This is a genomic window from Rossellomorea marisflavi (assembly GCF_009806575.1).
Taxonomy (GTDB): domain Bacteria; phylum Bacillota; class Bacilli; order Bacillales; family Bacillaceae_B; genus Rossellomorea; species Rossellomorea marisflavi_A.
In genome coordinates this window covers 283,994-299,368 of sequence record NZ_CP047095.1, presented here as the reverse complement: position 1 = coordinate 299,368, position 15,375 = coordinate 283,994, and the positions used below count along the sequence as shown (strand labels likewise).

Annotated in this window: 13 protein-coding genes and 1 pseudogene; 4 read left to right on the top strand and 10 right to left on the bottom strand. The window is 50.4% G+C overall.

The window, feature by feature from the left end:
- Window positions 1-11: 11 nt before the first annotated feature.
- Window positions 12-1,024: pseudogene (locus tag D5E69_RS01605) on the bottom strand (LolA family protein).
- 196 nt (window positions 1,025-1,220) lie between these two features.
- The gene (gene acpS / locus D5E69_RS01600) at window positions 1,221-1,571 is read right to left on the bottom strand and encodes a holo-ACP synthase (RefSeq protein ID WP_048007233.1); all 351 of its coding nucleotides are present in this window, start codon (window positions 1,569-1,571) and stop codon (window positions 1,221-1,223) included.
- A gap of 118 nt (window positions 1,572-1,689) precedes the next feature.
- Here acpS and D5E69_RS01595 point away from each other — a divergent pair, with 118 nt between their 5' ends.
- The gene (locus tag D5E69_RS01595) at window positions 1,690-2,274 is read left to right on the top strand and encodes a rhomboid family intramembrane serine protease (RefSeq protein ID WP_048007234.1); all 585 of its coding nucleotides are present in this window, start codon (window positions 1,690-1,692) and stop codon (window positions 2,272-2,274) included.
- 27 nt (window positions 2,275-2,301) lie between these two features.
- Here D5E69_RS01595 and D5E69_RS01590 read toward each other — a convergent pair whose 3' ends face one another.
- The 7 genes from D5E69_RS01590 to D5E69_RS01560 all read right to left on the bottom strand — a co-directional run bounded on the left by D5E69_RS01590 (window position 2,302) and on the right by D5E69_RS01560 (window position 10,710).
- Complete coding sequence (locus tag D5E69_RS01590; protein WP_159129124.1) at window positions 2,302-3,756, bottom strand: PH domain-containing protein; 1,455 nt, start codon at window positions 3,754-3,756, stop codon at window positions 2,302-2,304.
- Window positions 3,746-4,225, bottom strand: a complete 480-nt coding sequence (locus tag D5E69_RS01585; protein ID WP_159129123.1) for a PH domain-containing protein — start codon at window positions 4,223-4,225, stop codon at window positions 3,746-3,748. The genes D5E69_RS01590 and D5E69_RS01585 overlap by 11 nt, the downstream gene beginning before the upstream one ends.
- Before the next feature lie 72 nt (window positions 4,226-4,297).
- Window positions 4,298-5,260, bottom strand: a complete 963-nt coding sequence (gene uvsE, locus D5E69_RS01580) for a UV DNA damage repair endonuclease UvsE (RefSeq protein ID WP_159129122.1) — start codon at window positions 5,258-5,260, stop codon at window positions 4,298-4,300.
- A gap of 412 nt (window positions 5,261-5,672) precedes the next feature.
- Entirely contained in the window at window positions 5,673-7,187 is a 1,515-nt protein-coding gene (cshA, locus tag D5E69_RS01575; protein WP_048007237.1) for a degradosome RNA helicase CshA, read from the bottom strand.
- A gap of 259 nt (window positions 7,188-7,446) precedes the next feature.
- On the bottom strand, window positions 7,447-8,136 hold the full coding sequence (locus D5E69_RS01570; protein ID WP_048007335.1) for an alpha/beta hydrolase: 690 nt from the start codon (window positions 8,134-8,136) through the stop codon (window positions 7,447-7,449).
- Window positions 8,137-8,182: 46 nt separating this feature from the next.
- A complete protein-coding gene (locus D5E69_RS01565; RefSeq protein WP_048015222.1) occupies window positions 8,183-9,556 on the bottom strand; it encodes a UDP-N-acetylmuramoyl-tripeptide--D-alanyl-D-alanine ligase in 1,374 nt (457 codons plus the stop codon).
- Window positions 9,557-9,645: 89 nt separating this feature from the next.
- On the bottom strand, window positions 9,646-10,710 hold the full coding sequence (locus tag D5E69_RS01560) for a D-alanine--D-alanine ligase (protein ID WP_048007239.1): 1,065 nt from the start codon (window positions 10,708-10,710) through the stop codon (window positions 9,646-9,648).
- A 275-nt stretch (window positions 10,711-10,985) separates the two neighbouring features.
- Here D5E69_RS01560 and D5E69_RS01555 point away from each other — a divergent pair, with 275 nt between their 5' ends.
- The 3 genes from D5E69_RS01555 to D5E69_RS01545 all read left to right on the top strand — a co-directional run bounded on the left by D5E69_RS01555 (window position 10,986) and on the right by D5E69_RS01545 (window position 13,696).
- A complete protein-coding gene (locus D5E69_RS01555) occupies window positions 10,986-12,155 on the top strand; it encodes a dicarboxylate/amino acid:cation symporter (protein WP_048007240.1) in 1,170 nt (389 codons plus the stop codon).
- Window positions 12,156-12,230: 75 nt separating this feature from the next.
- Window positions 12,231-12,797 (top strand): GNAT family N-acetyltransferase, encoded by a 567-nt coding sequence (locus D5E69_RS01550; protein ID WP_048007336.1) that lies wholly within the window; start codon window positions 12,231-12,233, stop codon window positions 12,795-12,797.
- Entirely contained in the window at window positions 12,794-13,696 is a 903-nt protein-coding gene (locus D5E69_RS01545; protein WP_159129121.1) for an NAD(P)/FAD-dependent oxidoreductase, read from the top strand. Before D5E69_RS01550 ends, D5E69_RS01545 begins: the two co-directional genes overlap by 4 nt.
- 253 nt (window positions 13,697-13,949) lie before the next feature.
- Here the strand turns inward: D5E69_RS01545 and D5E69_RS01540 are convergent, their stop codons facing one another.
- Complete coding sequence (locus tag D5E69_RS01540) at window positions 13,950-15,374, bottom strand: dihydrolipoyl dehydrogenase family protein (RefSeq protein ID WP_159129120.1); 1,425 nt, start codon at window positions 15,372-15,374, stop codon at window positions 13,950-13,952.
- Between the last annotated feature and the right edge of the window lies 1 nt (window position 15,375).

The window sequence follows — 15,375 nt, the reverse complement described above, 5'->3', positions numbered from 1 at the left end:
CTCAGTGTTCTTTATTTCACCATTGAACCTTGCACGGACCGGGCGATGGTCACCATCTCATCCTGCGAGAGGCTCTTCGATGCAAGCATATAATCCACTCCGTCATGGGTCCAGGTGATGGACTGATCCGTCATGGCCCCTACCGTGAAGCCGAGGTCCACTACTTCTCCCTGAAGGGATGTCGAAACCGTCATGGTCGGAACCGACGTGGTTTGTTCCTGGATGATGGTAAAGGATTTTTCGCCATCGTATGTCAGGACGACCCGCTTGCCGTCTTTCGTTGCGACTTCTTCCTCATCCACAAGCTCTGCACCACTGATTCCATCTATAGGGTAGAGGACGGAGAATTCTTTCTCTTCCACATTCCCGCTCACCGGAATCTCAAGCTGTGCCCCGTCATGTTCTTTTTCATGTCGAAGTCTTTTTTGTCAAACGCAGCCTTCACATCCATCTTGGAGAACTCGACCTTCACCAAGGAGTTCTTATCGGAATCCATGACGTTCACCGATACCGGGGTAAGATCTTTTTTATTGAAGGTGATTTCCTGTGTAGGAAGCATTTGATTGTTCTGATAGCGTGTCTTTGTATTGAAGACGTAATGATTTTTCGTCTCTTTGAATGTAGCATTTTTGTCTTCCAGGACGTCCTTCACAAGTGATTCATATAGATAGGCCTGACTGCTGTTGGACGGCCAGTCGCTCTGGAAGCGGAAGCTCTTGTTCAATGCAGGCGTCAGGACGAAGACACCCTCTTCATTCCGCAGGATCATCTGGCTTTGGTCTTTGGCCTCATTCTTCAGGGATACCCTGTAATAGTTCGGATCATTATGCCAAACTTCCACTTCATACGTCTGTGGATCTTCCCCGACTTGAAGGGTCATCTTGGCATCTGCCTTATAGCCTTTCAGGTCTTCCACTTTCGACTTGAGATCCTTGGTTACATCCTCTTTGGACTTTTCCCCACATGCGGCCAGCATCAATACGGTCAGTACGGCCAGCACGAGCACCACCAGTTTCTTGTTCATTTCTACAGCCCCTTTTGTCTCAGGATATACGTATCAGAGAGGGGTGGACCGGAGGGTGGAAATGGACGACTCATGCAGAATCCCCCTCGCGTTCTACGGATGAACCGCGATTTTCACCTCACCGGTCTTGTCTCTCCTATTGCACTACTGAATATATGAGACAACCATGGGGAATATGCAAAAGAACTGACAAGCATCAATCTTCCAATACGACCTGTGCCGCCGCAAAGTCCCGGCTGTGGGTGATGGAGAGGTGGACCCTCAGTCCAGCAGGCTTTACGATATGGGGTTTCCCCCTTTCATCCTTCTCGATCTCGATATCCTGGAAAGACAGTTCCTTTCCGATACCCGTGCCCACGGCCTTGGCAAATGCCTCCTTTGCCGCAAAGCGCCCGGAAAGGAATTCCACCTTCCTTCTATCTGAGAGGGAATCGAATGAATCCCTTTCCCTTTCTGTTAAAATGCGCCCGGGGAATCTGGGCTGACGGTCTATCATGTCCTTGATACGTTTCAGCTCGACAATATCCAATCCGATTCCTTTGATCATTATCATTCTCCTTCTACTCAAGTCCTGTCCGGCATATCCGTATAAGGAAACACCTTGTCTAGCAGGCTCACATAAGCGACAATATCAGTACTACCATCCTTTTGGAGGAGGACGATCCATGTTTGTTAGGACGGAAAGCTTCTCTCAGTTCCTGAAGAAATATCCGGTCATTTCTGTTATTGTATCCATCCACCTGATCCTGTATTTGATCAGTTCCCTCCCCATTTTCCCTCAAATGTGGGTGTACGAACAACTCGCAGGCATCAACTTGCTCATACGGGACGGCGAATGGTGGCGCCTGATCACGCCGATATTCGTCCATATGGGATTCTCCCACGTCTTGTTCAATTCATTTTCACTCGTCCTCTTCGGTCCGGCACTTGAAGAGCATCTTGGAAAATGGAAATTCATGGCCCTGTATCTTGTGAGCGGCATCTTTGCCAACATCATCACCTACGTCAGTCAGCCCCTCACATACAGCCATGTGGGTGCTTCCGGGGCGATATTTGGATTATTCGGCTATTATCTGGCCATGATCGCGACGAAGAACCCCTTCATCACCCGCGAGAGCAAACAGGTGATCCTGCCGATCGTCATCATCGGGTTGATCATGACCTTCACCCAGTCCGGGATCAACATCACCGCTCACCTATTCGGCCTCATCGCCGGGTTCCTCATCGGCTTCATTGCCGGGAGAAAGTAGAAAAGTGACCTCAGCAGGTCACTTTTTTTATTCTTCATAGGAATACCACATTTCGATCTGCTTCATATCCTTTTCCTCAAGATCTCTCAGCGTGCTCTTGTACCCGGCATCACCCGACTTCACGGTCGTCCGCAATGTACTTAAGTCCATGCGTGATTGAAACCACGTTTCCTGCCGGTCAAGCGACTGGATACGGTTCTTTTTCAAAAAGACCGTGCTTTTTGAAAAGGTCCGATATTGCAAGGACAACTGGCCTTCGCTGAGCTTCCATCCGCCGGACCGGTGCTGCCGGTATCCAAGGAACGCAAGGAGCGCCACAAGGATCAGCCCCCACATCCCATAGGGCCAGAGGAAGATCGATACCACGACCGTCGGGATGACACCGACCGCGGCCGCACGGATCATATATTTCCTGATTGAACGGACAGGAAGCCGATTGAATTCGGTCTCTACGGAGTAATCCGGGAAAATCTCGGCAAGAAGGTTCTCCACTTCCCTTTTCCTTACGATAGGAAACAGCTTGATACTCGAGCTGTCCTTTTCAAGGGCGGAGCCCCCGGCATTTTCAATCTGGACGGAACAGTAACCAAGGAGCTGACGCACGGGGTTCTCGATGATACGGATTCCCTGCACACGCTTGAACGGTACCGTCACTTGCTTCTTTTCCAACAGCCCCCGATTGATGATGATGTTTTCATCGGTGATCCGGATCCGGAAGTCCCCGTACACAACGAAGGTCCACACGAGTGAAAGCAGCCAGGCAATGAACAGGCCGACGAATGCCAGGATCCCGATGATGAGGACCCCTCCCCTGATGTAGCCTGAAGCTCCTTCGTAAATCTCTTCAAACGGAATGAAGTCATCAAACTGTGAAAGGAAAGCTCCGACACCCGACAAGATGACCCAGACTCCGCCAGACGTCAAACCGAGCATCAGCAGATCCTTCCCGGACATCTTGAAGATTTCCTCCTGACGGTCAGGCTTCTCTTCGACGACGGCTTCCGGGGATTCGGATAGGCGTTCTTTTTCTTTAAAGATCGTCTTCTCGATCTGAATAGCTTCTTCCTTGAGGATCGCCGTCAGTTCCGCCTCCGATTTTTTATCAGATGAAGAACCGGCGGTCTCCACCTTTACCTTCACTAGTCCGAACGGGCGGTGAAGGATCCCTTCCGAGAAGTTCAGGCTCTGGATCCGGTCATAGGGGATATACCGCTTCTTTTTCACAAATAAACCGTGTTCGATCCGCAGTTCCCCGTCTTCCAGGCGATAGGTGAACCGCATCCACTTGATGATCCCGGCACCAAGGACAAGGACGAGGACCGTTACCATGGAAATGACGGGCATGTATCTCCAGAAACCCCCGCCGCTTCCCGAACCGTTCACGAACAAGAGGACGACGATCGGGATGATCATTTCCTTCACTTGTTTCATGAAGTTGACGATGGCCGAGATGGGGTGCAGCCGCTTATACTCAGACATCATCTTCCGCCACCCTTGCCAGTTGGGATATGGAATCCCTCAGTCCGTCCGCTTCCTCTGTGTCGAGGGCAGGGATCTCATGAACCGTTGCAGCTGTGGAGATCGTGATTGTCGATAGGCCGTATTTCTTCAAGATCGGCCCCTGCACCGTATCCACATGCTGGACCCGTACCATCGGGACAAGCGTCCTTTTGACAATAAAAATGCCTCGTTGAAGCTCGATTTCCTGCTCCCTTACTTCATAGCGCCAGCGCTTCCACCTGACATCAGGAACAACTTTGATCTGTATGTATGCAAGAATGACGCCAGCGATTCCCGCCACGATGGAAATCCAAGCCGGCCAGTCGAATAGAACGGTTAATGTAATGATCCCACCTGCGACGACGAGTGCGATCAAGGTCTCGATCCCACCATAGATCCGCCATACATTGAGAGCCTTCGGTGAAACCCTGTTGCGTGGTCCTTCCTTCATATCCATCCCCCATTTCCTTCTATGTCTAAATCTTACAGTATAGATACGCATTTGAGTAGGGGATGGTTTCATTTAAACGATTTCGATCGTAGACCCGTCCACTCGGCGGATCCCTTCTTCTTGCACCAGGGCGTCCATCAGCTGGAACAGGGCATTATCTTTCTGCTTCGCCTCGATCATGCAATCTATGCGATCTACACTTCCCTTCACTTGGTGAAGAAATCCGAGGAAATCATGAGGATCGATGTAATCTGCGTGAGCTTTGAAATCATCAACGGACCGCGGACTGGAGATGTGCATCTTCAGGGGAAGCGGAGATCTCTTCCACGTAGCGACGACACGATCCCAATCAAGCGTCCAGTCGCGTTCCCCATTCGCCATATGGTGGTGAAGGTCGAATACAAGGGGGATCCCGAGTTTTTCACAAAGGTAAAGGACATCGAATGCCGAGAATACGGTATCGTCATTCTCCAGCATGATCATCCTTTGGATGCTCTCCGGTGTCAGTCCCCAGTTGTGGATGAACTGCTCCATCGCTTTCTCCTTATCGCCATGAGCACCGCCGACATGGAGGACGCAGCGGTGCAAGGGATCGATGCCCATCCCGTTCAGAAGCCCCTCATGAAGACGCAGGGTCTTCAATGAATTCTTCATCACCTGCGGATCGGTTGAATTCAGGAGGACAAAATGATCAGGATGGAAATCGACCCTCATGGGATGCTCCTGCAGATAAGATCGGATCCCGTCCAGAGCAGGCAGGAGCGGCGTCAAAAAGTCCCATCCCGCAAGATCGGGGTGATTGGCAAGAGGAATGAGCTTCGAACTGAAACGGAAAAAATGAATGTCATGAAGGGCATTATGCTTCAGGAGCCGCAGGCAATTCTCGATATTGGACACAGCAATCCGCTCCAGCTTCCTGATCGCCGCCTCTTCATCCTTTAAGCCGGAAAACTGTTTGTGGGTCATGGTCTGAGAAGGGGAAGCGTGCTGCAGATTCATGCTCATGGCTACGTAGCCGAATCGGATGATGGTCATGTAGGGATACTCCTTTGGCAGGCACAGGGCCTGGGTGATGTTAGGTGTAGTATGGACGGGATTGCATTGGTTTATTGCAGGATCAGTCGTTTTTCGATGGTGGATGGTTTATGAGTTCTAAGTGTTTACGTTCGACTTTTGGGATTTAGTTTCAAATTTGAATCTTTCACTTTCTACTTTTCGCGATTAATTTTCAACTTTGAACATTTTACTTTCAACTTTTCGCGATTTACTTTCAACTCTGAACGTTTTACTTTCAACTTTCCAAATCTCACTTTCAACTCGGACCGATTACTTTCAACTTTCACGATTCACCTTCAACTTTGAACACTTTACTTTCAACTTCCCGCTCCCCGGAATCTACTCAACAAAAAAAACACGACGGCATCTCTGCCGTCGTGTTCTCCATTCATTAAGAATTATATGATTTACGCTTAGAAGAAGATTGTGGTCTGCTTCCGCCTGAACGGTTGCGATCTCCGCCGCGGGATGAACCGCCGCCACGGTTGTAACCGCCTGAACGGCTTCCGCCGCTTCCGCCTTTACCAGAGCGTGAACCACCTTTGTATCCGCCGCCTCGGGAATTACCGCGACCGCCGCCTCTTGATGGAAGTGGGCGTTCTTCGGTGATTTCGACTGGAGTGGTATCCGGTTCTTTTGTCAGAACGCGGATGGCCGCTGCCACCGCTTCGATGGATTCATGATTCGCAAGGAATTCTTCAGCCAACGCATAGTAATCTTTAAGATCAGATTCTTTCGTTGCTTCTGTAAGCTTTTCAAGAGCCAGGCGCTGCTGACCTTCAAGAGCTTCGTTATGACTAGGTGGCTTAAGAGCCGTCATTTTCTTCTTGGTTGTTTGTTCTACTACTTTAAGGTAGCCCATTTCACGTGGAGTGACGAATGTGATGGACATCCCTTTCTTACCTGCACGGCCCGTACGTCCGATACGGTGAACGTAGCTTTCAGGATCTTGTGGGATATCGAAGTTGTATACATGCGTTACACCAGAGATATCAAGTCCACGAGCCGCTACGTCAGTAGCAACAAGAACGTCGATGCGTCCTTCTTTGAACTTTTTAAGGACCGTCATACGGCGAGCCTGTGAAAGGTCACCATGGATTCCTTCTGCAAGGTAACCACGAATGCTCAATGCACGGGAAAGCTCATCTACACGGCGTTTCGTACGTCCGAATACGATGGCAAGTTCAGGAGACTGAACGTCGATCAAGCGTGAAAGAACGTCGAATTTCTCTTTCTCGGTCACTTTTGTGAAGAACTGCTCGATGTTGGATACAGTCACTTCTTTCGATTTCACTTTGATGACTTCAGGTTCAGTCATGAAACGCTCAGCGATGCGACGGATCGGATCCGGCATGGTTGCTGAGAATAGAAGGGTTTGACGAGTCGGAGGAACGGTTTCAAGGATGCTCTCGATGTCATCGATGAAGCCCATGTTGAGCATTTCGTCCGCTTCATCCAATACAAGGGTATGAACATTTGTAAGGTTCAATGTTTTACGCTTGATGTGGTCAAGAAGACGTCCTGGCGTTCCAACGATGATGTGCGGGTTCTTTTTCATCGCACGGATCTGGCGCTGGATATCCTGACCGCCGTATACAGAAAGGACGCGTGCGCGCTTATCTGCACTGATGCGGTATAGTTCTTCTGAAACCTGGATCGCAAGTTCACGTGTCGGGGCGATGATAAGACCTTGGACTGCCGGGTTCTTTACATCGATCTTCTCGATCATCGGAATACCGAATGCCGTCGTCTTACCTGTACCTGTTTGTGCTTGACCGATGATGTCTTTTCCTTCAAGACTTACCGGGATCGTGCTGGCCTGGATGGGAGTTGCTTCTTCAAAGCCCATACGTTTAATGGATTTCAACGTAGCTGCGCTTAAGTTTAAATCTGCAAACTTTGTCAATGCTATTCATTCTCCTTTTGGTATACATCTTTTATAACTAATCGATGGAGCTGATTATATGTTTAAATCGGATCCAAATCTTACATGCCGACTTCGGTATCTAATCTAAAACCGTCTATATGAGATGTTTAGTTTATGTTGTGTACAAAAAAATACACTCTTCAAAATCGAAGAGCTGGCACGTCCAACAAATAGAACTATGTTGTAGTAATGTTACCACTTCTAGAAATGAATTTCAATGACATGTCAAATAGTCACTCTATTCATCTTCGAGAAAATGGTAAATATGATCAAAAAGTTCAGCCTTATCTTCGCTATGACAGATGAGATGTTTGGATCTTGAGGCATAATAAATATTTTTTTGTCGGGACGAAATGGTTTCATAGATGTAAGCTGCACTGGCGGGAGGGACGATTCCATCCACTTCCCCCTGGGCAATGAATGTGGGGATGGTGACTTTTTTCAGCAGCGGTCGGGCAATGGTGACGACCTTCCTGAATTCATAGGTGGATAGAAGCGGGGTATTGGTCATTTTTACCTTATATCGATTATACAGTTCGTTCTCGAGGAGATTTCCTTGCCATCCCTCTCTGATCAAACCCCCGATGTCTCTGAAGAGCTGCTTGATATGGATATATCTGGCGGCAGCGCTCAACAGCACAAGCTTACTAACATTATAATGGACTGCAAGATAGGATGCAATGAGACCACCCATGGAAAAGCCAGCGACATAGACTTTGTCGCATGTCTCAAGCAGTGATTTGAGACAATCTTCCGCATGTTCGATCCATTGCACATGCTTGATTCCCCTTAGGGATAGTGTTTCTCCGTGACCAGGCAGGGTCGGGACGACAATCTTCCAATCCGTCTGCTTCCTCAGGTATTCAGCAAGGGGTTCCACTTCGTATGGTCCCCCTGTGAACCCGTGGAGCACTAAACATCCGATCATGCTCTCACCTTTTCCCATTAGTGTGGCGCACGGACAAGCTCCTTGCTTACTTCAGCCCGTCAATGATCTCTTCAAGCTTCATTCCCCTCGATGCTTTGAAGAGAATCAGTTCCTTGCCGGTGATGAGTGCATTCAATTCTTCCAGCAGGGCCTCTTTATCAAGGAATGCGTGTACGCGCTCTTCGGGGAAATTCACTTTTGCCCCTTTAGCCATATATTCACCCAATTGACCAAAAGTAAACACGTGACGGATGCGTTCAGGGTCGATCAACTGACCGATTTCCTCATGGTATTCCTTTTCATGCTCCCCAAGCTCGAGCATGTCCCCGAGTACCAGGATCTTAGTATCAAAACCTTCCAGCTCGGAAATCAGCTGGATTGCCGCTTTTACAGAAGTGGGACTGGCATTGTACGCATCATTGATGATGCGCTCTCCTTTTTTACCTTCAATCATTTCCATTCTCATCTTCGTCAGCTCAAGGGACTTTAAGCCTTGTTTCATCTCCTCTATTGTTAGACCGAATTCCTTCCCGATCAGGATGCCTGCGAGCGCATTATGGATGTTATGCTGCCCGAGCACCGGCAAGTGGAAGGTTTCCCCTTCCGCCATGGAAGTTTCGAAATAACTGCCCGTATTGTTCATCTCCGTTTTCGTCGGGGAAATGGTGTTATCAGCCGTCTTCCCGAACGTTTCCACTCTTTTCAATCCGAGTTCTTTCACTTGTTCGTTCAGGAGGGGCTCATTCCCGTAATAAATGAACAGGCCGTCTTCCTTCAGACCGTGGATGATCTCAAGCTTCGCTTTGGCGATGCCTTCCCGGGAACCGAGATCCTGCAGGTGGGACTCACCGATGTTGGTGATGACCGCTGCATCCGGCTGTGCGATATCGGATAGGAGTTCAATTTCTCCGAATCCGCTCATCCCCATTTCCAGCACGGCAACTTCCGCATCCTGAGGCAGAGCCAGGAGGGTAAGCGGCAAACCGATGTGATTATTATAGTTCCCCTGGGTTTTATGGACCTTGTACTTCTGCGCCAGGATATTCGCGACGATATCCTTCGTGGTTGTCTTCCCGTTGCTTCCTGTGATCCCCACGACTTTAAGATCCAGTTCGTGACGGTATTGATTGGCAAGGGACTGAAGCGCCTCAAGAGGATCGTCCACCACTAGAACCGGAAGATCTTCCGGCGGATTCGGGACGCTTACATCCCATAGTGCAGCCGACGCACCTTCTTCTATGGCAGAACGGACGAATCGGTGACCGTCCACGTTCTCCCCTTTGAACGGGATGAATAGATTCCCTTTTTCCATCGTACGTGTGTTGATGGATACACCTTTTACCACGATGTCGCTGAATGAAGATAGATCATTCTTCACATCGAGCATCGTGCGTATATCGTTAATCGTTTTTTCGAACATGATCCTATACTCCTTTACTCGTTCATCCATGTGCAACAGAGATGGGACCGCCCGAACTTTCATTTCGTCCGCTGCCGGTCCCATGGTGACTACATCGTATACTTGATTGATTGCTTTTCTTTGTGTCGCTCCGCCCCGAGTTCAACCAGCTTCGCGATGAGTGACGGGTAGTCGATGCCCGTATGTTTCCAAAGAAGCGGGAACATACTGAACGGGGTGAATCCAGGCATGGTGTTCACTTCGTTCATGAAGATCCTTCCGTCCTTCGTCACGAAGAAGTCGGCACGGACAAGCCCTGAACAATCAAGCGCCTTGAATGACCGGATCGCAATGTCCTTGAGTCGTGCATAAAGCTCCTCGTCGACCTCTGCAGGGATGATGAGTGCGGTATCGCCATCCTCATATTTCGCTTTGTAGTCGTAGAAATCCTTCTTAGGGACGATCTCTCCCGCTACCGAGCACTCAGGATGATCGTTCCCCAGTACGCCTAGTTCAATCTCTCTGGCAACGACTCCTTCTTCAATGATGATTTTACGATCAAATTGGAAGGCTTCTTCGAAAGCCGCTTCAAGTTCATCACGTGACGTACATTTGCTGATCCCTACGGAAGAACCGAGGTTGGCCGGTTTTACGAAGCATGGATAGCCGATTTCTTCCTCCACTTGTTTGTAGGCTGCCTCGCGGTCGCTTTCCCATGAGCTTCTGATGAACCAGGTGTAGCCTACCTGCGGGATACCGGCCTGGGCAAACAGATTCTTCATGATGACTTTATCCATACCTGCGGAAGACGCAAGCACGCCGTTCCCTACATACGGAAGATTCAATAATTCAAGCATCCCTTGTACGGTCCCGTCTTCACCGTTCGGTCCGTGAAGGAGAGGGAAGATCATATCGTATCCGTCCGATCCTTCGACCGACGTCGTGAGGGCGTTCGGGGCAATGGCTTCCCCTTCGGAGAATTGAAGTTCTTTCACATCATCGACCGGTCCTTCAAGCTGTGATCCTTTGATCCACGCGCCGTCTGTCGAGATGAAGATCGGGTGAATATCGAATTTATTTAAATCCAGGGCACCGATGACTGCCTTGGCCGTTTGCAGTGAGACCTGATGTTCCGCGGATTTTCCGCCGTATAATAAACAAAGCTTGGTTTTCATTTTTTGAGTGACCTCCAATATAACAATAGATATTTCTATTTTATCATGTTCAAAGGAAAGAGAAAGAATGATTCATATGGAAAATGCAATTTATCTTCCGCCTGCGCTCCTTTGTTATATGTATGCCATGTCAAACTAGTCCTGCGACTAAACATTCGCGACGTTATCAGAATACACTTAACATTCCGCCTATTATAAAACCTATTAAACAATCGATCCCGTCATTGTATAATCCATCTAACATAAACATTTGTACACTCAAGGAGGACAGGAAGATGAAAAGACTTGGATTGTTACCACGTATCATTCTGGGGATCGTACTAGGAATCATTGTCGGGATGTTCGCCCCTCATTGGTTCATCAAGATTTTCGTTACATTCAATGAACTATTCGGGAACTTTCTTGGATTTGCCATCCCGCTCATCATCATCGGATTCATCGCACCGGGAATCGGTTCCATGGGGAAAGGGGCGGGCAAACTCCTTGGCCTGACAACGGCCCTCGCATACGGTTCTACCATCCTGGCTGGCCTGGTGGCGTTCATTGCGGCGAAATCCCTGTACCCATCCCTGCTTGTCAATCAAAGCTCCAAATCGTTTGAAAACCCCGAAGAAGCGCTGCTCAAAGGATTCTTCACCGTGGAAATGCCGCCTGTCATGGGCGTGATGACCGCTCTCCTTATCGCCTTCACACTTGGAGTCGGAATGGCGGCCATCAAAGGGGATGTGCTTCAAAAAGGCTTGGAAGAGTTCAAGAACATTATCGAGAAGCTCATCGAAAAAATCATCATCCCGCTCCTCCCGATCCATATCCTCGGGATCTTTGCCAATATGACCCAGGGCGGTCAGGTGACATCGATTATCTCTGTTTTTGCCAAAGTCTTCATCATGATCATCATCCTGCATTTATTCTTTCTTCTGGTACAGTACACAGCAGCCGGAACCCTCCGGAAAAAGAATCCGTTTTCCATGATCAAGACGATGATGCCCGCCTATTTCACGGCCCTCGGCACCCAGTCTTCTGCCTCCACCATCCCTGTGACGCTTGAGAGGACGAAGCTGAACGGTACGCGGGGAGGAATCGCGGACTTCTCGATCCCTCTCCTTGCCACGATCCATCTCTCAGGGAGCACCATCACCCTTGTGAGTTGTTCCATGGCCGTGATGTTCATCCAGGGACAAGCACTGGAGTTCACACAGATCTTCCCGTTCATCCTCATGCTCGGGATTACGATGATCGCTGCACCCGGAGTGCCCGGCGGAGCCGTCATGGCTTCCCTCGGACTGCTCGAGACCATGCTCGGCTTCAGCCCGACCATGACATCCCTGATGATCGCCCTCTACCTGGCACAGGACAGCTTCGGTACAGCTTGTAACGTTACAGGCGACGGGGCGATTGCGTCCATCGCAGATCGTCTTACAGGTAAAAAACAACCCGTTTCATAGATTGGAAGACACAGGATGGCCAAGCCGGGCCATCCTGTTTTTTATCTTCACCCCATCTTCCGGAACTTCGGTATAATGGAAGTCATCAAGAAAGAGACTGGAGGAAACGATGTGAAAACACAGCTTCGCCCGATTGAAAAAGAAGATCTACCCGCCTTATGGAACCTGTTATACCGCGACCCCTCCCCCGAGTGGAAAAAATGGGACGCTCCCTATTTCCCTCATGTCAACATGTCATTGGACGAGTACGAAGCTTCCTATGTTGCAGATCCGGACCGATTCCTCGAGCATCAGCGCATCATTGAATGTGACGGGGTCATCATCGGGACAGTGAGCTTTTACTGGGAATATGAACCGACAAGGTGGCTGGAGGCCGGAATCGGCATTTACGATCCGCGCTACTGGAACGGCGGGTATGGTACGGACGCACTCGCCCAGTGGGTGGAGCACCTTTTTGCCACCAAAGACATCGGCAGGGTGGGCATCACCACCTGGTCGGGTAATGAACGCATGATGCGTACCGCCGAGAAAATCGGCATGATCCTCGAGGGCAGGATGAGGAAATGCCGCTATCATGAAGGCGTGTATTACGACTCGATCCGAATGGGCATCACCAGGGAAGAATGGGAGGATCGGAAATGAAGACCGTCATTCTAGCAGGAGGCGGTCACAGTCACCTCCATTGCCTCCTGGAACGGTCCAAGGAAAAAACGGCCGACCGATGGATCCTCATCTCTCCTTCGCGCCACCAGTATTACAGCGGGATGTTTTCGGGATTCGTAGAAGGCATATATAGCGAGGAGGAAATCCGGGTCGACCTTGAGGTCCTGTGCCGGAAAGCACAATGCGATTTCGTCGAAGCTTCCGTACTCTCCGTCGATCCCATCCAAAAGCAGCTGCTGACAGATACGGGGGATCTGTATTCCTATGACGCAGCTTCCTTTGATATCGGCTCCCGGAATGAGGATCCGGACATTCCCGGTCTATCGGGAGTCAATCTTAAAATCAAACCGAATCACCACTTCCCTTCCCAGGTCGAAAGACTGTACCGCAGCAGGAACACGGTCTTCATCGGAGGCGGAGCGGCGGCATGCGAACTCGCGCTCTCCTTACGCGCCTGGAAAGAAAAAAACGGGGATCCCGGTGATTCCATCACAGTCGTTCATTCATCCCCATTGCTCCACGGGACCGGAGTCCTTGCATCCAGGAGTATGGCATCGCTTCTCGCTCGCCGGGGTATTTCCACCGTGAGAGGAAAAGCCGAACAGCTTCAGGAAGGGACCATCGTGACCGACCGGGGCCGTCACATCCCCTTTGACGAAGTGATGTTCCTCGGCGGAGCGGCGGCACAAGGCCTGTTTGTCAGCAGTCTGATCCCTACGGATGAGAAGGGATTCATGCTGACGAACGCCCATCTTCAGTCCATCTCATTTCCGGATCTCTTCGCTGTCGGCGACTGCGGAACACTGGAAAATTTCCCCGAACTCCCCAAAAACGGGTCACGGCTGTCCGCCAGGGACCCGTCCTGTGGGATAATCTGAACCGGTTTCTAACAGGCAGGAAACTCCATGCCTTTCAACCGCGAAGCCGATATCTGTCGATCCTGTCGACGGGTAATGGACACGGGTTCCTCCTTTACGGATCATTCGCGGTCCAGGGCAGATGGACAAGGAAACTCAAGGAGAGATTGGACCGGTCATTCATGGAGAAATACACCTTCCATGAAAAATAAAACAGGACGCCCAGGGAAAGGGTCTACTTTCCATGCCTGGTCGTCCTGTTTTTTTAATGGCTTTATCTTTTATACTCGATCAGCTTCTTCGTCACGGCCGGAACCGGTCCGTCAAAAAGTTTCTCCCGCCAGAATAGATCCGCTGTCTGCTGTACGGCTGCTGCATGATTCGGATATGGATAGGTCATATTCGAAAGGGAGCCGATACCATTGTTCTTCGCCATGGCGTATAGGACTGGCTGCATCCAATCCCCCGCTCCTTCCCCGACGGCATGCGCCCCGAGGATCTTCCCTTTCCAATCCGTAAGAATCTTCACGAGGCCGCGGGTTTGATGATCTGCCACGAAACGGTCGACTTCATCAAGGGTCGTTTGGTACACCTTGTATTTGATACCCGATTCCTTTGCTTCTTCCTCCGTCATTCCCGCATGGAAGATCTCGGGTGAAGTGTACGTCACCCAAGGTAGCTGATCGTAGTTTACCTTCCCCTTCAGGCCGAAGACGGCATTCTGCACCACCTGCTTCCCTTCCATCCCTGCCGCATGCGTGAAGAAATAGCGACCGTTCGCATCACCGATGGAGAAGATGTGGGACACATTCGTCCTCAGATCGTCACCGGCAGGAATGAAGCCCTTCTGATCCGTCTCCACACCTGCTTTGTCCACATTGAGGGCTTCAGAATTGGGCTTCCTCCCCGTCCCGACGAAGAGCATGTCGCCGTTGATGTGGAGATCCTTCCCGTCAACCGTACAGTGGAGTGAAAGTCCGTTCCCGTCTTTGGTCACCTTCTGGATGTCGGCGTCCGTCACGATCCTCACATCTTCCTGTAGGACTTCAATGGCAACTTCCTGAATATCCCGATCTTCTTTGGAAAGGATGGATGAGGCCTTTTCGACCACCGTCACGTCAGAACCGAGACGGCTGAAAGCCTGGGCGATCTCGAGGCTGATCGGTCCTCCCCCTATGAAGATGGCTTTTTCCGGAAGTTGCTCAAGATCCAACACCGATTCATTCGTGTGATAGCTCACATCTTCCAAGCCGGGGATGTCCGGGATGAGAGGACTCGATCCCGTAGCGATGACAATGCTTTTTCCGTAGACGTAATCCTCCCCTTCTATCAGGAGGGCGTTCGGGGTGACGAATTCTGCACGCCCGAAATAGATGTCCACCCCCAGCTCTGTGAACCGCTCAGGATCATCATGCTGTTGGATGCTCGCCACTGCTTCTTCGACACGTTTCTTCACCGCCGACATATCGACTGCTCCGCTCACGTCAAATCCGAACGAAGCGGCCTTCCGTGCTATGGAGACTTCCTTAGCCGCCTGGATGAACGCCTTGGACGGGACGCATCCGAAGTGGAGGCAGTCACCTCCGAGGCGCCCGCTCTGTTCGATGAGGGCGACACGCGCACCAAGTGACGCCGCGCCCGACGCGACCGTCAATCCCGCTGATCCTCCACCGATCACCATCACATCATACTTCTCCATC